Source organism: Arthrobacter methylotrophus (assembly GCF_039539965.1).
GTDB classification, from domain to species: Bacteria; Actinomycetota; Actinomycetes; order Actinomycetales; family Micrococcaceae; genus Arthrobacter; species Arthrobacter methylotrophus.
The window spans coordinates 2841256-2862856 of record NZ_BAABED010000001.1; the positions used below are offsets into that span (position 1 = coordinate 2841256).

13 protein-coding genes and 3 rRNA genes are annotated in these 21601 nt (G+C 62.5%); 3 read left to right on the forward strand and 13 right to left on the reverse strand.

Annotated elements, in window-relative coordinates; all coding sequences use genetic code 11:
* Positions 1-4: 4 nt before the first annotated feature.
* Positions 5-1090: a hypothetical protein gene (locus tag ABD884_RS15035; RefSeq protein ID WP_345047254.1), complete on the forward strand. Its 1086-nt coding sequence runs from the start codon at positions 5-7 to the stop codon at positions 1088-1090.
* Between the two features lie 502 nt (positions 1091-1592).
* On the opposite strand, the gene rrf is transcribed toward ABD884_RS15035, so the two are convergent.
* The 5 genes from rrf to ABD884_RS15060 all read right to left on the reverse strand — a co-directional run bounded on the left by rrf (position 1593) and on the right by ABD884_RS15060 (position 11147).
* Positions 1593-1709: ribosomal RNA gene (rrf, locus tag ABD884_RS15040) — 5S ribosomal RNA — on the reverse strand.
* A gap of 146 nt (positions 1710-1855) precedes the next feature.
* Positions 1856-4993, reverse strand: a 23S ribosomal RNA gene (locus ABD884_RS15045).
* Between the two features lie 544 nt (positions 4994-5537).
* A 16S ribosomal RNA gene (locus ABD884_RS15050) occupies positions 5538-7062 on the reverse strand.
* Together the 16S, 23S and 5S rRNA genes form the textbook arrangement of a ribosomal RNA operon.
* Before the next feature lie 512 nt (positions 7063-7574).
* Positions 7575-8885 (reverse strand): tyrosine--tRNA ligase, encoded by a 1311-nt coding sequence (gene tyrS, locus ABD884_RS15055; RefSeq protein ID WP_345047258.1) that lies wholly within the window; start codon positions 8883-8885, stop codon positions 7575-7577.
* 33 nt (positions 8886-8918) lie between these two features.
* Positions 8919-11147 (reverse strand): AAA family ATPase, encoded by a 2229-nt coding sequence (locus ABD884_RS15060; RefSeq protein ID WP_345047261.1) that lies wholly within the window; start codon positions 11145-11147, stop codon positions 8919-8921.
* A 157-nt stretch (positions 11148-11304) separates the two neighbouring features.
* Between ABD884_RS15060 and ABD884_RS15065 the strand changes: the two genes are divergently transcribed.
* Complete coding sequence (locus ABD884_RS15065) at positions 11305-11940, forward strand: GNAT family N-acetyltransferase (RefSeq protein WP_345047268.1); 636 nt, start codon at positions 11305-11307, stop codon at positions 11938-11940.
* Between the two features lie 22 nt (positions 11941-11962).
* Here ABD884_RS15065 and ABD884_RS15070 read toward each other — a convergent pair whose 3' ends face one another.
* Positions 11963-12613 (reverse strand): DNA-3-methyladenine glycosylase, encoded by a 651-nt coding sequence (locus ABD884_RS15070; protein ID WP_345047270.1) that lies wholly within the window; start codon positions 12611-12613, stop codon positions 11963-11965.
* 94 nt (positions 12614-12707) lie between these two features.
* On the opposite strand from ABD884_RS15070, the gene ABD884_RS15075 reads away from it, so the two are divergent.
* Positions 12708-14285, forward strand: a complete 1578-nt coding sequence (locus ABD884_RS15075; protein WP_345047272.1) for an AlkA N-terminal domain-containing protein — start codon at positions 12708-12710, stop codon at positions 14283-14285.
* Here ABD884_RS15075 and ABD884_RS15080 read toward each other — a convergent pair.
* The 7 genes from ABD884_RS15080 to argB form a co-directional block, all read right to left on the reverse strand.
* Positions 14191-14928 (reverse strand): maleylpyruvate isomerase family mycothiol-dependent enzyme, encoded by a 738-nt coding sequence (locus ABD884_RS15080; protein WP_345047277.1) that lies wholly within the window; start codon positions 14926-14928, stop codon positions 14191-14193. The two genes, ABD884_RS15075 and ABD884_RS15080, sit on opposite strands and share 95 nt — an antisense overlap.
* Positions 14929-15060: 132 nt before the next feature.
* A complete protein-coding gene (argH, locus tag ABD884_RS15085) occupies positions 15061-16488 on the reverse strand; it encodes an argininosuccinate lyase (RefSeq protein WP_345047280.1) in 1428 nt (475 codons plus the stop codon).
* A 5-nt stretch (positions 16489-16493) separates the two neighbouring features.
* Positions 16494-17699, reverse strand: a complete 1206-nt coding sequence (locus tag ABD884_RS15090; RefSeq protein ID WP_345047283.1) for an argininosuccinate synthase — start codon at positions 17697-17699, stop codon at positions 16494-16496.
* A gap of 62 nt (positions 17700-17761) precedes the next feature.
* The gene (locus ABD884_RS15095) at positions 17762-18298 is read right to left on the reverse strand and encodes an arginine repressor (RefSeq protein WP_345047285.1); all 537 of its coding nucleotides are present in this window, start codon (positions 18296-18298) and stop codon (positions 17762-17764) included.
* Complete coding sequence (gene argF, locus ABD884_RS15100) at positions 18298-19317, reverse strand: ornithine carbamoyltransferase (protein ID WP_345047288.1); 1020 nt, start codon at positions 19315-19317, stop codon at positions 18298-18300. Before argF ends, ABD884_RS15095 begins: the two co-directional genes overlap by 1 nt.
* A complete protein-coding gene (locus ABD884_RS15105; protein ID WP_345047291.1) occupies positions 19314-20642 on the reverse strand; it encodes an acetylornithine transaminase in 1329 nt (442 codons plus the stop codon). Before ABD884_RS15105 ends, argF begins: the two co-directional genes overlap by 4 nt.
* A complete protein-coding gene (argB, locus tag ABD884_RS15110; protein ID WP_376953600.1) occupies positions 20639-21598 on the reverse strand; it encodes an acetylglutamate kinase in 960 nt (319 codons plus the stop codon). The genes ABD884_RS15105 and argB overlap by 4 nt, the downstream gene beginning before the upstream one ends.
* Positions 21599-21601: the final 3 nt, after the last annotated feature.

Below are 21601 nucleotides of genomic sequence, written 5' to 3' on the forward strand. Positions count from 1 at the left end.
CAAGGTGTTTGGAAACCCAATCGGCGTTGGTGCCTTCAAGGGTCTTGATCTGGTGCTTGGTAACCCGGTCGAGCTCCTGGCCGGTAACGTCGTCGTCGATTTCCGGCGAACGCTCGCGGTCCGGGCGGTTGGCGCTGCGCAGATCCGCCGCGTTCGGAACCCGCGCGGGACGCTCTTCCCACGATCCGCCGCCGAAGCTACGTCCTTCGGCACGGGGGCCATCGAACTTGCGGGGGCCGCGCTCCGGACGGTCTCCGAAGCTGCGGCGCTCACCGTCACCCTGACGATGGGGCCGGTCACCAAACGGCTTACGGTCGCGATCACCAAAGCTCGGGCGCGCATCCCCGTCACGACGAGGACGATCACCAAACGGCTTACGATCACGATCACCCTCACGACTCGGCCGGTCACCAAACGGCTTACGGTCGCGATCACCAAAGCTCGGGCGCGCATCCCCATCACGACGAGGACGATCACCAAACGGCTTACGGTCGCGATCACCAAAGCTCGGGCGCGCATCCCCATCACGACGAGGACGATCACCAAACGGCTTACGGTCGCGATCACCAAAGCTCGGGCGCGCATCCCCATCACGACGAGGACGATCACCAAACGGCTTACGGTCGCGATCACCAAAGCTCGGGCGCGCATCCCCATCACGACGAGGACGATCACCAAACGGCTTACGGTCGCGATCACCAAAGCTCGGGCGCGCATCCCCATCACGACGAGGACGATCACCAAACGGCTTACGGTCGCGATCACCAAAGCTCGGGCGCGCATCCCCATCACGACGAGGACGATCACCAAACGGCTTACGGTCGCGATCACCAAAGCTCGGGCGCGCATCCCCATCACGACGAGGACGATCACCAAAACTACGGCGCTCACCATCGCCAGCCGGCTTACGATCACGATCACCACCGGCAGTGCCGGGAGTGCCATCACGGTTCTCCCTGGAACGGAATCCTCGCGGCTCGCCCCCGGAATTGTTGTTGGCGCGGAACGGGCCGCGATCGCCACGGCCACCACCGAAGTTGCCGCGGTTGCCGCTGTTGTGCTCAGCCATGATGGATTCCTCCTGTTGTGAGCTGACCACTGGCGCATGCGCAGCCGCTCTTATCCGTACTTTGTTCGCACGCCGCCGGGATCCGGCTCGTATCTCTCATGCAATTCTAGGTGAACACCTATCCCCCAACCCATTCAGGGGCCAAGTAATCAGCTCCCCGTGGGAATCATCACAACACCCAAGCCTGAGTGAGCCCCTGCGACGGGCTTCCTGATCCAAGTCCAAGGGCGGAGAGTCGGCGCTTTGCGCTGCCAAAGGGTCGGAATCCTCAAAGAACGCCCGCTCACGTATGCCGCGTTCTGTCCGGACGCCCGCTCACATGTACGTGAGCGGGGGGTGCTGGCAACTGGTGGATTGGTGATGGAGGGTTGGGGTGAAGCGCCTGATATGTGATGGAGGGTGGGGGTTCCGGGGATTGTTCGGGGCGCCCGCGGGCTGGTGGCCCGTGGGTGGCCCGTGGTTGGTTGGTTGGTTAAATGGTTCAGGCCCCGACATCGTGGTCGGGGCCTGAACGTTAATGGTTGTCCGGCGGTGTCCTACTCTCCCACACCCTCCCGGGTGCAGTACCATCGGCGCTGTGGGTCTTAGCTTCCGGGTTCGGAATGGGACCGGGCGTTTCCCCCACGCTATGACCGCCGTAACCCTGTTACCCGTCCCCCCGTGTTGGCGGGGGGTGGGAAGACTGTGGTTACAACATGGTGGTGTTGTTATTCAGTTGTTTGGTTCCTGGAGCAACGGGTTTTGTTGTTCGGGAACCACATAGTGGACGCAAGCAGTAATGGTTGTGTGGTGTAAGTTATCGGCCTATTAGTACCGGTCAGCTTCAACAGTCTTTAGTCCTGTCTTCCACATCCGGCCTATCAACCCAGTGGTCTGGCTGGGGGCCTCTCACACACGAGGTGTTTGGAAATCTCATCTTGAAGCGAGCTTCCCGCTTAGATGCTTTCAGCGGTTATCCCATCCGAACGTAGCTAATCAGCGGTGCACTTGGCAGTACAACTGACACACCAGAGGTTCGTCCGTCCCGGTCCTCTCGTACTAAGGACAGCCCTTCTCAAATTTCCTGCGCGCGCAGCGGATAGGGACCGAACTGTCTCACGACGTTCTAAACCCAGCTCGCGTACCGCTTTAATGGGCGAACAGCCCAACCCTTGGGACCTACTCCAGCCCCAGGATGCGACGAGCCGACATCGAGGTGCCAAACCATGCCGTCGATATGGACTCTTGGGCAAGATCAGCCTGTTATCCCCGAGGTACCTTTTATCCGTTGAGCGACGGCCATTCCACAATGTACCGCCGGATCACTAGTCCCGACTTTCGTCCCTGCTTGAGATGTCTCTCTCACAGTCAAGCTCCCTTGTGCACTTACACTCGACACCTGATTGCCAACCAGGCTGAGGGAACCTTTGGGCGCCTCCGTTACTTTTTAGGAGGCAACCGCCCCAGTTAAACTACCCATCAGGCACTGTCCCTGACCCGGATCACGGGCCGAAGTTAGATGTCCAAAGTGACCAGAGTGGTATTTCAACGATGACTCCACCCGAACTGGCGTCCGGGCTTCAACGTCTCCCACCTATCCTACACAAGCCACTCCGAACACCAATACCAAACTATAGTAAAGGTCTCGGGGTCTTTCCGTCCTGCTGCGCGTAACGAGCATCTTTACTCGTACTGCAATTTCGCCGAGTTTATGGTTGAGACAGCGGGGAAGTCGTTACTCCATTCGTGCAGGTCGGAACTTACCCGACAAGGAATTTCGCTACCTTAGGATGGTTATAGTTACCACCGCCGTTTACTGGGGCTTAAATTCTCAGCTTCGCCTTGCGGCTAACCGGTCCTCTTAACCTTCCAGCACCGGGCAGGAGTCAGTCCGTATACATCGTCTTGCGACTTCGCACGGACCTGTGTTTTTAGTAAACAGTCGCTTCCCCCTGGTCTCTGCGGCCCCGATCCCCTCCCACCAGCAAGTGGTGTTCAAGGTAGGGGCCCCCCTTCTCCCGAAGTTACGGGGGCATTTTGCCGAGTTCCTTAACCATAATTCTCTCGATCGCCTTGGTATTCTCTACCTGATCACCTGTGTCGGTTTGGGGTACGGGCGACTAGAACCTCGCGTCGATGCTTTTCTAGGCAGCATAGGATCACCGGATCCCCCCGAACGGGGGTCCCATCAGATCTCAGGAACGTCATCAAAGACACAGCGACGGATTTGCCTATCGCTGACCCTACATCCTTAGACCGGGGCAACCATCGCCCGGCCCGGCTACCTTCCTGCGTCACACCTGTTAATACGCTTACCTCCCGGGATCAGATCCCGCGCTCGGCCAAAACCCGCACACCACAAGGGTGATAGGGCAGGCTCCGGGCGGTTAGTATCCCCCGCTTGGCATGGGCGGTCCTTCGCCGGTACGGGAATATCAACCCGTTGTCCATCGACTACGCCTGTCGGCCTCGCCTTAGGTCCCGACTTACCCAGGGCAGATTAGCTTGACCCTGGAACCCTTGATCATTCGGCGGACGGGTTTCTCACCCGTCTTTCGCTACTCATGCCTGCATTCTCACTCGTGTAGGCTCCACCGCTGGTTTACACCGCGACTTCACCGCCCACACGACGCTCCCCTACCACTCCAGACGACTGAACCACGAAGGCTTGTCTACTATCTGAAATCCACAACTTCGGCGGTGTACTTGAGCCCCGCTACATTGTCGGCGCGGAATCACTTGACCAGTGAGCTATTACGCACTCTTTCAAGGATGGCTGCTTCTAAGCCAACCTCCTGGTTGTCTTCGCAACTCCACATCCTTTCCCACTTAGCACACGCTTAGGGGCCTTAGTTGGTGGTCTGGGCTGTTTCCCTCTCGACTATGAAGCTTATCCCCCACAGTCTCACTGCTGCGCTCTCACTTACCGGCATTCGGAGTTTGGCTGACGTCAGTAACCTTGTAGGGCCCATCGGCCATCCAGTAGCTCTACCTCCGGCAAGAAACACGCAACGCTGCACCTAAATGCATTTCGGGGAGAACCAGCTATCACGGAGTTTGATTGGCCTTTCACCCCTACCCACAGCTCATCCCCTCCATTTTCAACTGAAGTGGGTTCGGTCCTCCACGACGTCTTACCGTCGCTTCAACCTGGCCATGGGTAGATCACTCCGCTTCGGGTCTAGATCACGCCACTAACTCGCCCTATTCAGACTCGCTTTCGCTACGGCTACCCCACACGGGTTAACCTCGCGACGTAACACTAACTCGCAGGCTCATTCTTCAAAAGGCACGCCGTCACAACTACAAGGCTGCTCCGACGGATTGTAAGCACACGGTTTCAGGTACTGTTTCACTCCCCTCCCGGGGTACTTTTCACCTTTCCCTCACGGTACTGGTCCGCTATCGGTCATTAGGAAGTATTTAGGCTTATCAGGTGGTCCTGACAGATTCACACGGGATTTCTCGGGCCCCGTGCTACTTGGGATCCTCTCCAGGCGGTACACAACATTACGGTTACGGGGCTAACACCCTCTCCGGCCGGCCTTTCAAGACCGTTCACCTATGCCTGCACCCACACCCCACCGGTCCGGCAGAACCAGTACGGAAAGTCCCACAACCCCGCCCATGCAACGCCCGCCGGCTATCACACATGGAACGGTTTGGCCTCATCCGCGTTCGCTCGCCACTACTAACGGAATCACTCTTGTTTTCTCTTCCTGCGGGTACTGAGATGTTTCACTTCCCCGCGTTCCCTCCACACACCCTATGTGTTCAGATGCGGGTCACCAGATCACGCCTAAACGCCCCTGGCGGGGTTTCCCCATTCGGACATCCTGGGATCACAGTCCGGTTATCGACTCCCCCAGGCTTATCGCAGATTCCTACGTCCTTCTTCGGCTCCTAATGCCAAGGCATCCACCGTGTGCCCTTAAAAACTTGACCACACAAAGATCAAAAACTCTCGAAAGAACCAAACCACCAAAATGGCCGGGTTCATAAAAAAGAAATTGCTGTAAGACACGGACCAAACCCGAAAGCCCGCCCGTGCCTAGATGCTCGCGTCCACTATGTAGTTCTCAAACAACAACCCCGTACCACACACCCCGCACCAGCCCCCACCCCCACAAAAAACACCAGGAACAGGAAACCACACGCACGAACCATGCAGCCAGGAAACCAGAAACAAACAAACCCGGAACAAACCACGCAACCCTCACAGGCCACGCAACCCCTCCCGACCCTGTTGCCTCAGGACCCAACAGTGTGCCAAACACGAACACCAACACCCTCCCCGCACCCTTCCAGACCACCCCCCGCAAAACGAGAGACAACCGTACTAAGCACAGAAAAAACACCGGCCGCTATCTGCTGAAATTCCACCCATGAGCACCCACCGCAGAACGAACGCCTGCGCAATGGGCTTTGCTTCCACACACCCCCGAACCATCCATGCAGACAGCACAGGGGCAATAATGGTGCTCCTTAGAAAGGAGGTGATCCAGCCGCACCTTCCGGTACGGCTACCTTGTTACGACTTAGTCCCAATCGCCGGTCCCACCTTCGACAGCTCCCTCCCACAAGGGGTTAGGCCACCGGCTTCGGGTGTTACCAACTTTCGTGACTTGACGGGCGGTGTGTACAAGGCCCGGGAACGTATTCACCGCAGCGTTGCTGATCTGCGATTACTAGCGACTCCGACTTCATGGGGTCGAGTTGCAGACCCCAATCCGAACTGAGACCGGCTTTTTGGGATTAGCTCCACCTCACAGTATCGCAACCCTTTGTACCGGCCATTGTAGCATGCGTGAAGCCCAAGACATAAGGGGCATGATGATTTGACGTCGTCCCCACCTTCCTCCGAGTTGACCCCGGCAGTCTCCTATGAGTCCCCGCCATCACGCGCTGGCAACATAGAACGAGGGTTGCGCTCGTTGCGGGACTTAACCCAACATCTCACGACACGAGCTGACGACAACCATGCACCACCTGTGAACCAGCCTCAAGAGGGGAACGCATCTCTGCGCTTTACTAGTCCATGTCAAGCCTTGGTAAGGTTCTTCGCGTTGCATCGAATTAATCCGCATGCTCCGCCGCTTGTGCGGGCCCCCGTCAATTCCTTTGAGTTTTAGCCTTGCGGCCGTACTCCCCAGGCGGGGCACTTAATGCGTTAGCTACGGCGCGGAAAACGTGGAATGTCCCCCACACCTAGTGCCCAACGTTTACGGCATGGACTACCAGGGTATCTAATCCTGTTCGCTCCCCATGCTTTCGCTCCTCAGCGTCAGTTAATGCCCAGAGACCTGCCTTCGCCATCGGTGTTCCTCCTGATATCTGCGCATTTCACCGCTACACCAGGAATTCCAGTCTCCCCTACATCACTCTAGTCTGCCCGTACCCACTGCAGAACCGGAGTTGAGCCCCGGTCTTTCACAGCAGACGCGACAAACCGCCTACGAGCTCTTTACGCCCAATAATTCCGGATAACGCTTGCGCCCTACGTATTACCGCGGCTGCTGGCACGTAGTTAGCCGGCGCTTCTTCTGCAGGTACCGTCACTTTCGCTTCTTCCCTACTGAAAGAGGTTTACAACCCGAAGGCCGTCATCCCTCACGCGGCGTCGCTGCATCAGGCTTTCGCCCATTGTGCAATATTCCCCACTGCTGCCTCCCGTAGGAGTCTGGGCCGTGTCTCAGTCCCAGTGTGGCCGGTCACCCTCTCAGGCCGGCTACCCGTCGTCGCCTTGGTAGGCCATTACCCCACCAACAAGCTGATAGGCCGCGAGTCCATCCAAAACCGCAAAAGCTTTCCACCACCACCACATGCGTGGAATGGTCGTATCCGGTATTAGACCCAGTTTCCCAGGCTTATCCCAGAGTCAAGGGCAGGTTACTCACGTGTTACTCACCCGTTCGCCACTAATCCCCCCAGCAAGCTGAGGATCATCGTTCGACTTGCATGTGTTAAGCACGCCGCCAGCGTTCATCCTGAGCCAGGATCAAACTCTCCGTTGAAGTAAAACAAAAACAGACACAACCACCACCACCGGAAATAACGGCGACAGGGCTGCACAAAATTTGAAACCAGCCGTAAAAACCAGCCCCACACCACAAAAAGTGACACAAGACCAGCCAAAACAACCAATTCAATAAAAAATCGGTATCAACAAACTTGGCACACTATTGAGTTCTCAAACAACAGACACAATCCGAATACTTCCCGAAACAAATTCAATCGAATTTCAATGTTCCGTATTTCTTCGCTGCGGTATTTATACTGTATTTGATTCATATTCACTTTGCAAATCCGGGATATTTTCCCTGAATTCACATAAGTGAACCGAATCGCCCCGCAGAGTTCGCAATTTTTCCGGCTTCCAGACTTTCATTGGAATCGGATAATTCACGCTTGTAGGGATTTTGCCGCAATTTGTCCGCATCAGCGGCAGCGACTCAGAAAACAATACACGCTCCCCGGAGGCCACGCAAGTCAGCCTCGGGGGAACGTGCAGGGAGTCAAAGACCTGTCAGACAGTCACTTCGACAGTCGCCAGATTCTTCTTCCCACGGCGCAGCAACAGGTAGCGGCCGTGGAGCAGCTCGGCCCGGTCGATCACGGCGTCGGGGTCGGTCACTTTGCTGTTGTTCACGTAGGCGCCGCCCTCCCCCACAGTGCGTCGAGCAGCAGATTTACTCTCGGACAATCCCGACGCAACCAAAAGATCAACGATGCCCAGGCCATCGGCGCCAATCGAGGCAGACGGCAACTCGGCCGTTGCGGATGCCAGGGTCACCTCGTCCAGAACCGACAGATCACCATTGCCGAACAAAGCCGCGGATGCCGCGATGACCTTTTCCGTAGCATCCACCCCGTGCACCAGCGAGGTGACTTCGTAGGCTAGCCTGCGCTGGCCCTCACGTGCGAACGGACGCTCGGCAACTGCTGCTCCGAGTTCCTCGATCTCGGCCCGGCTAAGGAAGGTGAAGACCTTAAGCCGATCAACGACGTCGGCATCAGCGGTATTGAGCCAGAACTGGTAGAAGGCGTACGGGCTGCACATGTGGGCATCGAGCCAAATCGCATTGCCTTCGCTCTTACCGAACTTGGTGCCATCCGAGTTAGTGATCAAAGGGGTGCCCAGGGCATGGACACTCTTCGCATCGACTTTGCGGATCAACTCCGTCCCGCTCGTGAGGTTGCCCCACTGATCCGAGCCACCGGTTTGCAACACGCAGCCGTAATCGCGGTTCAACTGCAGGTAATCCATGCCTTGCAGGATCTGGTAACTGAACTCGGTGTAACTGATGCCCTCATCGGAGCTGAGACGGGACGCAACGGCATCCTTGCGAAGCATGGTGCCCACGCGGAAGTGCTTGCCGATTTCACGCAGGAAGTCGATGGCACTGAGCGGCGCGGTCCAGTCAAGGTTGTTCACCATGCGTGCGGCATTGTCCCCCTCGAAGCTAAGGAAGCGGCGGACCTGCGCCTGGAGGTAGCCAACCCACTCCGAGACCGTGTCCTTGGTGTTCAAGGTGCGTTCCGCCGTCGGCCGCGGGTCGCCGATCAGCCCGGTAGAGCCGCCCACGAGGCCAAGCGGCTTGTGACCGGCCAACTGCAAGCGGCGCATGAGCAAGAGCTGCACCAAGTTGCCCAGATGTAGAGACGGCGCCGTCGGGTCGAAGCCGCAGTAATACGTGATCGGGTCCCCGGCGAGCAGTTTTTCCAATTCCGTTTCGTCGGTGGAAACGTGAATCAGGCCGCGCCATGTGAGCTCTTGCCAAATATTGGCAAAGCCCGGGTCGTTGTGCTGGGACTCGAGGTTGTTTACGTGTGACACGAGTTCTAAGTTAGCAGGATTTGCCGGCGGGCTTCAGCGCTCAATCCCCGCCGGCAGTGGAGCCGCCGCGATAAGCCGCAGTCGCTGCGTCGGACGCGTCATCGCAACGTAGAGATCGCCCACCTTGCCATGTTCGTGGTTGAGCATGGCAGCGGGCTCCAGAACCACGACGCCGTCGAATTCAAGGCCCTTGGCTTCCTTGGGGCTGATGACCACGATGTCCTGGGAGTAGCTGCCCGCACCTGTGCCCACGCGGTGGCCATAGACTCTCCGGAGGGCGGCAGCGGCTTGCGGCAGCAGGGCACCGTCGGCAATCACGGCGAGGAGGCCGCCATCGATCGCTTCCAGTTCCTCCGGGAGCACCTCAACGAGGCGGTCTATCATCCCCGCTCCCTCCACGCGGTCCACGATGGGCGACCATTTGCCTTCGCGGACGGCCTTGGGGGCCGAGACAACCAGGCCTGCGCGGTTCGCCATGCGGACCGCAGCTTCGGCGATCTGCGAGGGGGTCCGGTAGTTGACGGTAAGTTCTTCGAGCTGCCAGCGGTCCCCGAACGACGGCGCGAGGGCACTTTGCCAGGAGTTCGCACCGGCAGAGGAACTCGTCTGTGCGATGTCGCCGACAATCGTGAAGGACTTCAACGGGCAGCGGCGGACCAACAGCCGCCACTGCATGGGCGAGAGCTCCTGGGCTTCGTCCACCACAATGTGTCCGAACGCCCAGGAACGGTCGCTCGTGGCCCGTTCGGCCGCCGTCAGGCGCGTTTCACGCTCCTGGTTCTGGTCTGCCAGCTCCTCGGCCGTCATCAACACATCGACGCCCATGGCCTCCATGTTGACCAGGGTCTGCTTGGCGTTGGCGATGTCGCGGGCACGGTCGTGCTCTTGCTGGGCAAGTCCCCTGCCGGCGGCAGGATCCAGTTCGCCCAGAAGCTCAGCGGCCTCGTCGAGTAGCGGGACATCGGCTTCCGTCCACGGAGAATCCGCGGGGCGAAGCAAGAGGGCACGCTGTGCCGGCGTGAGGTGCGGAGTGCAGGCCTCCAAAATGGCAGGCTTGCTGAAGAGTTCGGACACGAGCTTCTCGGGCGTCATGGGCATCCAGCACAGGTTCAGGACGATCCTGACATCGCGTGCGGAGCGGACGTCCTCGGCGAGGTAGGAGCGGTCGGCGTTGTTGCCGACATTCGATTCCTCGACGATCTCCGTCAGCTGCTCCGTGAGTTCGCGCAGCAGGATCTTCACGAACGTCACGCGTGCTTCGTTGTGCGGCTTGCCGGTGGCGCGTGCACGGTCGCGGGCGCGGCGCACTTGCCGTACCGAGAGGGTGAGCTTGCGGGATTCGACCTCGAGGATGCGGTCCTCGGCGGGAGTCCTCTGGCGGTTGGCGACGGCATTGGCAATAACGTCGGCCATGTTGAGCTTGCCCTTGAGCGCGGCGACGTCGGGATCCGTTTCGGGCACGGCATGGATGCCGGGCATGAGGCGGCCCAGGCTCGCCATGACGACGCCGGTCTCGCCAAGCGACGGCAGGACCCGCTCGATGTAGTGCATAAACGACGACGAAGGCCCAACGAGCAGCACGCCCGCGGACTTCAGCCGGTCCCGGTGGGTATACAACAGGTAGGCGGCGCGGTGGAGCGCGACGGCGGTCTTGCCGGTACCGGGACCGCCCTGGACCACCAAGGCACCCGAAATGGAGGACCGGATGATGCGGTCCTGCTCGGACTGGATGGTGCCGACGATGTCGGACATGCGGCCGGTTCGCTTCGAATTGAGGGCTGCGAGAAGGGCCCCCTCGCCTTGGAGGGAAGCGTTGTCCGCCAGCATGCTGGCATCCAGCACGTCGTCTTCGATTGCCTTGACCTCGCGGCCTTGCAGGATCAGGTGACGACGACGGCGGACGCCCTGCCGGTCGAAGGCGGTGGCCTGGTAGAAGTGGCCGGCTTCGGGGGCGCGCCAGTCCACCATGAGCCGCTGGAGGTCGGCCGTGGACAGTCCGATGCGGCCAATGTATTGGGCCTCACCGGAGTCCAGGTCGAGGCGCCCGAACACGAGGCGGTCGTCGACGGCGTCGAGCTGCGCGAGGCGGTCCTCGTACAGCGCTGCGAAGGCGTCCCGTTCGGAGACGTTCTGCATGGTGCCCACCGCTCCGGCGCGCCGGACTTGCGCCAGCTGTTGGCGCTTCTCCTCCCGCAGCTCATCCAGACGCGAGTAGAGACCGGCCACGTACTCGCGTTCGTGGAGCAAATCAGCGTCGTGCATCGAAACGTTCCCCTATCGAAAAAGACGGACCGTCCATTCTACAGCGGTTTTGCTTGACGCGCGTGAAACTGCCCGCAAGGCGGTGCGTCACACAATGTTCACCCCATGCTTACCTTCAGAGGTTTTCCGCCATGCCCGGCGATGCTTCAATGCTGCAATGCAGCACGACCTTGCCCTCACCCGACACGGCATCAGCCTTGTCCCTCTCTCCCCCGACCATGCCGGTCCGCTGTTCGACTTCGTGGACCCCGGCTTGTGGTCCGGCATGGCTGCCGAGCAACCTTTGAGCGCCTCGGAGCTGGCGGAACTCTTCGCAGCCCGCCTGGCGGATCCTGACACCATCCCCTTCACCGTCGTCGAGCAGCGGACGGGGGCACTGCTCGGCACCACTTCCCTGTACGAGTACAGTTCCCGCCAGCAGCGTCTGGAGATCGGCGGCACTTTTTACGGGCGCCCGTTCTGGGGCAGCCACGTCAATCCGGCCGCGAAGCAACTGCTGTTGGCCTACTCCTTCGATGAGCTGGCCGTCCACCGGGTCGCATTCCGCTGCGATGCCCGCAACACGCGCAGCGCCTCCGCCATTCAGCGACTAGGGGCCAGCTACGAGGGCACCCTGCGCGGGCATCGCTTCGCTCCCGACGGCACCCGCTGCGACACCGCCGTTTTCTCGATCCTGCACGAGGAGTGGCCTCGGGTGCGGGAGGCCTTGCTTCGTCGGCTGGCCCCCTTCGAAATGAGCGACAACCGGTGCGCGTACATCGCTGAGCCAGTACAGCCCGAACACGCAGCCTAAGCCACGCCTTCCGCGGGGGCTCCTAGACGGTCCGACCGCGGGCCGCCTTGTACCTGGACACCGTCGGATCCCCTGAGAGCCAAAACCGCCACGGGTAGTCGGCCGAGCCGCCGTCGCCGGCCACTCCTACCCGGGGACCGCTGGCCACTGCCGATCGGGCCGCCGAAGTGCCCGGAAGTTCGAGGCCGAAGGGCTCGGCCAAGGCGTCCCGGCCACTGTCCGCCGTCGTCAGCCCCAAAGCAGAAGCAAGCCGTGCCGGTCCGCTGGCCAAGTCAGTCGGCGATCTGGACGCCCGACGGCGGGACTGTGCCAAGGCCTGCCCGGCCACCACCTCACCGGCGCGCAACAGCAGCGCGGACGCAACGCCGTCGGGACCGCAGACAATGTTGGCGCAATAGTGCATGCCGTAGGTGAAGTAGACGTAGAGGTGGCCGGCCGGACCGAACATCGGGGCGTTCCGCGCGGTGGGGCCGCCGTAGGTGTGCGATCCCGGATCGGGCTGATCCGAGTGCTTTGGGCCCAGATAGGCCTCCACCTCGCTCAGCCGCACGGACACCGTGCCTTCCGACGTCCGGTGGCTCAGCACGGCGCCGAGGAGCAAAGGGGCAACGTCCCGCGGATCTCCGGAAAGAACGCCCCGGATGGCCTCCGGGGATGAACCCTGCGTTGTCATGCCCAGACCCTAACAAAATCCGCTCGGCAGAATCACCGCCGGCGATGTCCGATTCCCGCTAGGAACTGTGCGCCGGGGCTGCAAGGATGAAGTCATGGATTTTTGGCAACGCTACCGCGCCATCGACGCGCGGGATCCCCGCTTCGACGGCCAATTCTTCACGGCCGTCCGCTCGACAGGCATCTATTGCCGGCCCTCATGCCCGGCCCGGACACCCAAAGCCGAAAACGTGACGTTCTACGAAACCTCAGCCGCGGCGCACGACGCCGGGTACAGGGCGTGCAAACGCTGCCTCCCCGAGGCGGTTCCAGGCACTCCCGCGTGGAACCTCCGCTCAGATGTTGCCGGCCGGGCGATGCGGCTCATCAACGATGGCGCGATATCCCGGGTGGGCGTCGAAGGACTCGCCACCCGTTTGGGCTACTCTTCCCGCCAGCTCAACAGGATCCTCAGCCATGAACTTGGCGCCGGGCCACTCTCCTTGGCCCGGGCCAGCCGGGCCCAAACGGCCAGGACGCTCCTGGTATCCACCTCGATGAAACTCTCCGACGTCGCGTTCGCCGCCGGGTTCAACAGTGTCCGCCAGTTCAACGACACCATCAACGAGGTCTTCGCCCTGACTCCGACGGGACTGCGGGCCACCGCGAAGCCGTTAGACCATCAGGGCAAGCCGGGCGGGGCTACCGCCCTGACCCTCAACCTGCCCTATCGGAAGCCTTTTGATCCGGGGATTTTCGATTTCCTCGCCGCCCGCGCGGTTCCCGGGATCGAGCTGGCGGGCGGGAATGGTTCTACATACAGTTACGCGCGAACCCTCCGCTTGCCTCGCGGCAATGCCGCGTTCACCGTGGAGTACGACGCCGGGGCTCGCGGCGGTGCGCTGACCCTCGCGGTCAGCTCCTTGGATCTCCACGATCTCCCGGTCCTTCTGAGCCGCGTGCGGCGGTTGTTCGATCTCGACGCGGATACGGTAGCCGTGGACGAAGCCCTTGCCTCCGATGCCAGGATCGGCCCATCAGTCCGTGAGACGCCCGGAATGAGGGTTCCGGGCGCGGTGGATCCCCAGGAACTTCTGGTCCGAGCGATGATCGGCCAACAAATCACGGTGGCTGCGGCCCGGACCGCCTTGACCCAGCTTTCCGGTGCCGGAACACGCCTGCCGGAAGGACACGCCGGACATGCACCGGGACTGGATCGGCTGTTCCCCACAGCCGGGGAAATCGCCCGCTCGGGCCGGGAATTGCTGAGGGGACCCCAGCGCCGCATAGATTCCGTGCTCGCCGCAGCGGCTGCGATGGCCAGCGGGGAACTCGACTTCGACTATGGTGACGAGCCCCAAACGCTTGCCGACAAGCTTCTGCCGCTGCCCGGCGTCGGGCCCTGGACCGTAGGCTATGTGGCGATGAGGGTCATCGGGGATCCGGATGTCTTCCTGGCCAACGATGCAGCGGTCCGAAACGGACTCAAGAATCTCGAGGCCGCTGAGGAACTGCCGGCCGACTTCCGCAATGTGAGCCCGTGGCGCTCCTACGCCACAATGCACCTCTGGAGGGCAGCGGCCAGCAAACGCCGGAACGTTACTGCACCGCCGGAACGCTCGATGGCCATGGCAGCAGCTCAGGCAAGTCAACACCGTCCGCGTCGGCAGAGGCCCGCAGGCTCCCCAGCGTAGGCGTCCGACCGGCGAGCCACGCAGCGATATCCGTGATCATGCCGTTGATGGCAACGGACTGCCGGCCGGAGCCGATGACAGTCCGCGGAAGGCCCAGCGGCTGCAGCACGAATTTCTGCTCTGCCGGAACACGGGCCGAGAGGAAATCGAAGAGGTGCTCGCAGAATTCCCGGCTCCAGGTCTCCGGGCCGCGACCCATTCCCAGATCCGTCACGTGGATGACCAGTTCGCGCCAAAGCGCCAGGCCGCCGTCGAGCACTCTTCCGTCCCGGAATCTGATCCGGGTGTTCCAGCCGGACTCGACGAGTCCGTCGAAGGCCCGCAGGGCCCTGGCGAGGGCGGCTTCGGTGGCGGCACGGTGTTCAGCGAGGCTATGGCTCGCCGCCAGCTCAATGGCCTTGGTGCGGCCCTCATAGCCGCCGTCATAGATATCGACGGTCTCGCCCCGGGCGGCGTACTCCAGCTGGCGGGCCATGGCGTTGGAAATGCCGGCAATGTGCGCCAGCACATGGCCCCGGGTCCATCCGGGCAGCTCAGAGGGTGCTGTGACCTGGGCGTCGTCAAGTTTGGCGACAACGTCGGTGACAATGCCGGCTGCTTTGTGGAGCTCGGCAAGAAGCGCAGAGGTAGTGATCTCGGTCATAGCGCCATAGTAACGGACAACGCTCCCTCACCTTTGGCATGAAATCGACCGACCCTCCTGCAGATCTTACTGAAGGAGGGTCGGCCGAAAGGACACCAAAGCTGAGGGAGCGTTCCGGTCGCTAGGCCGACGCTAGGCCGCGTACTCGCGTACGAGGTCGAGTTCGGCCTCGAGGGCAAGCAGTTGGCGTTCGACGGCGGCCGGAGCCGTGCCGCCCTGCGAGTTGCGGCTGTTGAGCGAACCCTCGGTGCTGAGCACGGAGCGGACCTCGGGAGTCAGGTGCGCCGAAATGCCCGCGTACTCTTCGTCCGTCAGGTCCCACAGCTCGACGCCGCGTCCTTCAGCCAGCTTCACCGCTGCACCGGAGAGCTCGTGGGCCTCCCGGAACGGCACCCCTTGGCGGACAAGCCACTCGGCAATATCCGTGGCGAGGGCAAAGCCCTGCGGCGCCAGGGAAGCCATGCGCTCGGTGTTGAAGGTGAGCGTGGCGATCATGCCGGAGACCGCGGGGAGCAGCACTTCCAAGGTGTCCGCGGCATCGAAGACCGGCTCTTTGTCTTCCTGCAGATCGCGGTTGTACGCGAGCGGCAGGCCCTTGAGCGTTGCCAACAGCCCGGTCAGGTTGCCGATGAGGCGTCCCGCCTTGCCGCGCGCGAGCTCGGCGACATCCGGGTTCTTCTTCTGCGGCATGATCGAGGACCCCGTGGAGTACGAATCATGCAGCGTCACGAAGGAGAACTCCTTGGTAGCCCACAGAATGACTTCCTCGGAGACCCGCGATAGGTCGATGCCAATCATCGAGCAGATCCATGCGAACTCGGCGAAGACATCGCGCGAAGCGGTGCCGTCGATCGAGTTGTGGACCGCAGAGAAGAATCCGAGGTCCGCAGCGACGGCCTCAGGGTCGAGGCCGAGCGAGGAACCCGCCAAGGCACCCGAGCCGTACGGCGACACGCCTGCTCGTTTATCCCAGTCCTGGAACCGCTGCACATCGCGCAGGAGTGCCCAGGCGTGGGCCAACAGGTGGTGGCTCAGCAGGACCGGCTGGGCATGCTGCAAGTGCGTCCGTCCAGGCATGGCAACGCCCCGGTGGGCCTTGGCCTGCTCAACGAGGGCATCGATCGTTGCAAGCACACCACGGGCGATGATGCGGGCGTGGTCACGCAGGAACATGCGGCCCAAGGTGGCCACCTGGTCGTTGCGCGAACGGCCCGCCCGGAGCTTGCCACCCAAGTGGGTACCCGCGCGCTCAATGAGTCCGCGTTCCAAGGAACCGTGGACGTCCTCATCGCTCTCGGCCGGCTGGTAGGCACCGCTTGCGACGTCGTCATCCAGCAGGGTGAGCGCCGCGAGCATGCCGTCGAGTTCGCCGTCGTCCAGCAAACCGGCCTTGTGCAGCACGCGTGCATGCGCCTTGGAGCCGGCGATGTCGTAGCGGGCCAAGCGCCAGTCAAAATGGGTGGACTTGCTCAGTGCGGCAAGGGCGTCTGCCGGGCCGCCGGCGAACCGGCCGCCCCACAGCGCGCCAGTGTTCGTTGCTTCCGATTTTGGCTCAGCCACAGGGGCTACTTTTCCGAAACCCGCAGGTCGCGGCCTGCGGCAACCTTGGAGGACATGCCCCACAGCTCGATGAACCCCTTGGCCTGCGACTGGTCGAAGGTGTCGCCGGTGTCGTACGTGGCGAGGTCGAAGTCGTAGAGCGAGGTGTCGGAGCGGCGGCCGTTGACGATGGCCTGGCCACCGTGCAGGACCATGCGGATGTCGCCGGAGACGTACTTCTGGGTGTCCTCGATGAAAGCGTCCAGGGAGCGCTTGAGCGGGGAGAACCACTGGCCGTCGTAGACCAGTTCGGACCAACGCTGGCCGACTGTTGCCTTGAAACGCGCCTGCTCGCGCTCGATGGTGACGTCCTCGAGGTGCTTGTGGGCCGTGATGAGGGCCATCGCGCCCGGCGCCTCGTAGATTTCGCGGGACTTGATGCCTACCAGGCGGTCCTCGACGACGTCGATGCGGCCAACACCCTGGGCACCGGCGCGGCGGTTGAGTTCCTGAATGACCTGCAGCGGCGTGCGCTTGACCCCGTCGACGGCAACCGGGACGCCGGCTTCGAAGGTGATGGTGACTTCATCGGGTGCCGGCGGGAATTCCGGGGTGGCCGTGTAGTCGTAGATATCCTTGGTGGGAGCGTTCCAGATGTCCTCGAGGTAGCCGGTCTCGACGGCGCGTCCCCAGACGTTCTGGTCGATCGAGTACGGGTTCTTCTTGGTGGTCTCGATCGGCAAACCCTTTTCCTCGGCGAAGGCAATGGCCTTGTCGCGGGTCAGGGCGAGGTCACGGACGGGTGCGATGCACTTCAGGTCCGGGCCGAGGGTCTGGATGCCGACCTCAAAGCGGACCTGGTCATTGCCCTTGCCCGTGCAGCCGTGCGCGACCGTGGTGGCGCCGAATTCACGGGCAGCCTTGACGAGGTGCTTGACGATCACGGGGCGGGAAATCGCGGAAACCAACGGGTAGTGGCCCTGGTAAAGGGCGTTGGCCTTCAGCGTGGGCATGGCGTATTCGTTCGCGAACTCGTCGCGGGCGTCGGCCACATAGGCCTCGACGGCGCCGCAGCCGAGGGCGCGCTGGCGGATGGTTTCCAGCGATTCGCCGCCCTGTCCGACGTCGACCGCCACGGCGATGACCTCGGCACCGGTGGCTTCACCGATCCAGCCGATGGCTACGGAAGTATCAAGGCCACCGGAGTAGGCCAGAACAATGCGCTCAGTCACGAGAGTGCTCCTTTGTTGTTGCTTGGTTCTTTTGAGTCAATTTTTGGGACCGGCCCGAAGGCCTAGTTAGCCGGTCCGGCTTCCTGGGCCAATTGGAGGAATCGGGCCGCCAGTTCGGCTCCGCCGTTGGGATCCCTGGCAACCAAAAGCAAAGTGTCGTCGCCTGCGATCGTACCCAATACCGACGGCATCACCGAGTGGTCGATGGCCAAGGCGAGGAAGTTGGCCGCCCCGGGAGGCGTCCGCAGCACCGCGATGTTGGCCGAAGCCTCCGCGGTGACCAGCAGTTCCCCACAAAGCCGCGAGAGACGTGCATCAAGGATTTCCTGGGTGACCCCGCTCTTGGCGTTGCGGTCACCTCCCTCGCCGGGCACCGCGTAGACCAGCGCGCCGTCCTTGCCGCGAACGCGCACGGCCCCCAGTTCGACCAGGTCCCTGGAGAGGGTCGCTTGGGTGACCTGGACGCCGTCGGCGGCCAGCAGGGCCGCGAGCTCCGCCTGCGAGCGCACGGACTGACCCGTCAGGATCGCGGTGATCCGCGCCTGCCGGGCAGTCTTGGTGGCCGGGCTGGCCCCTTGCGACGCCGAATGGGTGGACACTAGGACGTGCTCTCCCCAGCGCTTCTTCCGGCAGCAACGGGGCCTTCAACGGGTGAAAGACCGTCGACGACGGCGAGTCCGGACTGGTGCATGAGCCACGCCATGAGCGCTTTCTGCGCGTGCAGCCGGTTCTCCGCTTCGTCCCAGACGATGGACTGCGGCCCGTCGATGACAGCGGCGGAGATCTCGTAGCCGCGGTAGGCGGGCAGGCAGTGGAGCACGACGGCGTCCGGGGCGGCCTGTGCCATGGCCGCCTCATTCACGGAATAGTCGCGGAAGAGCTGCATCCGGGCTTCCTTTTCGGCTTCCTGGCCCATGGACACCCAGGTATCGGTGGCGACAACATCGGCACCGTGGAGGGCCTCGGCGGCGTCGGTGGTGATCCGCACGGAACCACCGGTCTCCGCGGCGCGCCGTTCGGCTGCGGCAACGATGTCAGCGCCCGGCAGGTAGCCATCCGGACCGGAGATGCGCACATGCATGCCCGCGGTCACGCCCGCCAGCAGGTAGGAGTTGGCCATGTTGTTCGCGGCATCGCCAAGGTACGCCATGGTCAGCCCTTTGAGCTCGCCTTTGTGTTCCTTGACCGCAAGCAGGTCCGCCAGCAACTGGCAGGGGTGGTAGTCATCGCACAGGGCGTTGATGACGGGGACCTTGGAGTTCTCGGCCATGGCCACGAGGCCGGCGTGCGCGCCGGTACGCCACACGATAGTGGAGACCATCCGCTCGAGGACCTTGGCAGTGTCCTCCACGGATTCCTTGTGGCCGATCTGTGCCTCGCCGGGGTTGATGATGAGCGCGTTACCGCCCATGTCGGCGATACCGGTAGCGAAGGACACTCGGGTACGGGTGGAGGTCTTGTCGAAGATGACGGCGACGGTCTTGCGCCCGTTGCCGTCAGCTGCGAACGGTTGGACACTGTACGGGGCGGCTTTCATTCGAACGGCGAGATCAAGCACTTCGGCTTGCTCGGCCGGAGTGAGGTCCGTGTCCTTGAGGAAGTGACGGGTGGTATTCACTGTGCGTCCTTAGCGTTCAGGGGTGCAGCGGTCTGGGGTGCAGTGGCCTCGGCTGCAGTGGCCTCGGCTGCCACCTCGATGATGCCGGGCAGCGCGGCCAGGAAACGCTCGGCTTGCTCGATAGTCAGGATGAGCGGCGGCGCCAGCCGGATAGTGCGCGGACCCGGGCTGTTGATGATGAAGCCTGCGTCGAGCGCGGCGGTCACCATGGCGGGGGCGATGTCGGCGTCCAGGTCGAAACCGATCAGGAGGCCTTCGCCGCGGACTTCGGTGACACCGTCGATGGCGGACAGGCCGTCCCGCAGCCTTGCGCCGACTGTGAGCACGTTCTCCAGCACGCCCTGGCTTTCGATGGCGTGCAGGGTGGCGAGGGCTGCAGCGGTGGCTACCGGGTTTCCGCCGAACGTGGTGCCGTGCTGGCCTGCTGTCAGAAGCGAGGACGTCGGCTCGCCGAAGGTGATGAGCGCGCCTACCGGGAATCCGCCGCCCAAGCCTTTCGCGAGCGTCACCGCGTCAGGGACGATGCCGGCGTCTTCGCTGGCCAACCATTTTCCGGTTCTGCCGATGCCGGTCTGGACCTCGTCCAGGATCAGCAAGGCACCGACGTTGCTGGTGGCCTCGCGGGCGGCCTGCAGGTATTCAACGCTGAGCGGGCGAACACCGGCCTCGCCTTGGATAGGCTCCAAAAAGACCGCTGCGGTGGTCTCGTCGACGGCGGCACGGAGGGCCTCGATGTCGCCGAACGGGACATGGACCACGCCACCCGGTAGGGGCTCGAACGGGGCCCGGTACGCTTCTTTGGCTGTCAGGGCGAGGGCGCCCATGGTCCGGCCGTGGAAAGCACCTTCGAGCGCGATGATCTTGGTGCGCTTAGCCCCTTTTGCGCCGGCGGGAACATCCGCGTTGCGGCGCGCCAGCTTGAACGCGGCCTCGTTGGCTTCGGTGCCGGAGTTGGCGAAAAAGACCTTGGAGCCAGCCGGAGCCTTGGTGATGGCGAGGAGCTTCTCGGCCAACGCGATCTGCGTGGGGCTCGTGAAGAAGTTCGAAACGTGGCCCAAGGTGGCGAGCTGGCTTGCGATCACCGAGGTGACGAACGGGTGGGCATGGCCCAGGGCGTTGACTGCGATGCCACCCAGGAGGTCCAGGTATTCCTTGCCGTCCGCGTCCCACACGAGGGCGCCGGCACCACGGACCAAAACCCGCTGCGGTGTGCCGAAGACGCCCATGAGGGAGGAGGAGTAGCGGGACAGCCAATCGGCTCCGCTACTCGTTCCTGTCATGGTGTTGGATGGCGTTTCGGCCAGTTCTGCGTCGTTCGCGGTCATGGGTTCACTTCCTCGTCGGGGACAACCTGGGTTCCGATGCCCGCGGTCGTAAAGGTTTCCAGGAGCATGGAGTGCGGCAATCGGCCGTCCACGATGTGCGCCCGCTCCACTCCTTCGTCAATGGCCTTGAGGCAGGCCGCCATCTTCGGGATCATGCCGGACTCGAGACGCGGCAACATCGCCCGCAGCTCCGAAGCCGTCAGCGAGGAGATGAGCGAGGACCGGTCCGGCCAGTTGGCGTACAGTCCCTCGACGTCGGTCAGGATGACAAGCTTGGACGCACCCAGCGCCGAGGCAACGGCGGCTGCGGCGGTATCCGCATTGACGTTGAGGACCTGCCCCGTGGTGGAGCCGGTGCCGTCCCCTGCATCAAGGATTTCGGGGGCGACGGTCGAAATCACGGGAATCCGGCCGGCGGCGAGGATGTCCTCGATACCTGTGGGATCGACACCCACCACCTCGCCTACCAGGCCTAGGTCTACGTCCTCCCCGTCCACGACGGTGCCGGTGCGCACGGCACGCAGGAGGCCGCCGTCTTCACCGGACATGCCCACCGCGTAGGGTCCGTGGGAGTTGATGAGACCCACGAGTTCGCGACCCACCTGGCCGGTGAGCACCATGCGGACCACGTCCATGGCCTCGGGGGTGGTGACGCGCAAACCGCCCTTGAATTCGGATTCGATGCCGAGCCTGCCAAGCATCGAGTTGATCTGCGGGCCGCCCCCGTGCACCACGACAGGGTGGACTCCCACGTGGTGGAGGAAAACGACGTCCTCGGCGAAGGCGCGGCGCAGTTCCTCGTTGACCATGGCGTTGCCGCCGTACTTGATCACCATGGTGGTGCCGGCGAAACGCTGGATCCATGGCAAGGCCTCGATCAGCGTCGCGGCTTTGTCCTGGGCCGATTTTTCCGAACCGGCGCCGCTGGACGCATTTTCGCGGGTGTGCGCAGTCATGGT

What these genes read in the sequence shown, in the direction of transcription:
- ABD884_RS15065 (WP_345047268.1), top strand. Translation starts at nt 11,305, where the DNA reads ATGCAGCACGACCTTGCCCTCACCCGACACGGCATCAGCCTTGTCCCT.
- ABD884_RS15060 (WP_345047261.1), bottom strand. Translation starts at nt 11,147, where the DNA reads ATGCACGACGCTGATTTGCTCCACGAACGCGAGTACGTGGCCGGTCTC.
- ABD884_RS15105 (WP_345047291.1), bottom strand. Translation starts at nt 20,642, where the DNA reads ATGACCGCGAACGACGCAGAACTGGCCGAAACGCCATCCAACACCATG.
- argB (WP_376953600.1), bottom strand. Translation starts at nt 21,598, where the DNA reads ATGACTGCGCACACCCGCGAAAATGCGTCCAGCGGCGCCGGTTCGGAA.
- ABD884_RS15070 (WP_345047270.1), bottom strand. Translation starts at nt 12,613, where the DNA reads ATGACAACGCAGGGTTCATCCCCGGAGGCCATCCGGGGCGTTCTTTCC.
- ABD884_RS15075 (WP_345047272.1), top strand. Translation starts at nt 12,708, where the DNA reads ATGGATTTTTGGCAACGCTACCGCGCCATCGACGCGCGGGATCCCCGC.
- ABD884_RS15080 (WP_345047277.1), bottom strand. Translation starts at nt 14,928, where the DNA reads ATGACCGAGATCACTACCTCTGCGCTTCTTGCCGAGCTCCACAAAGCA.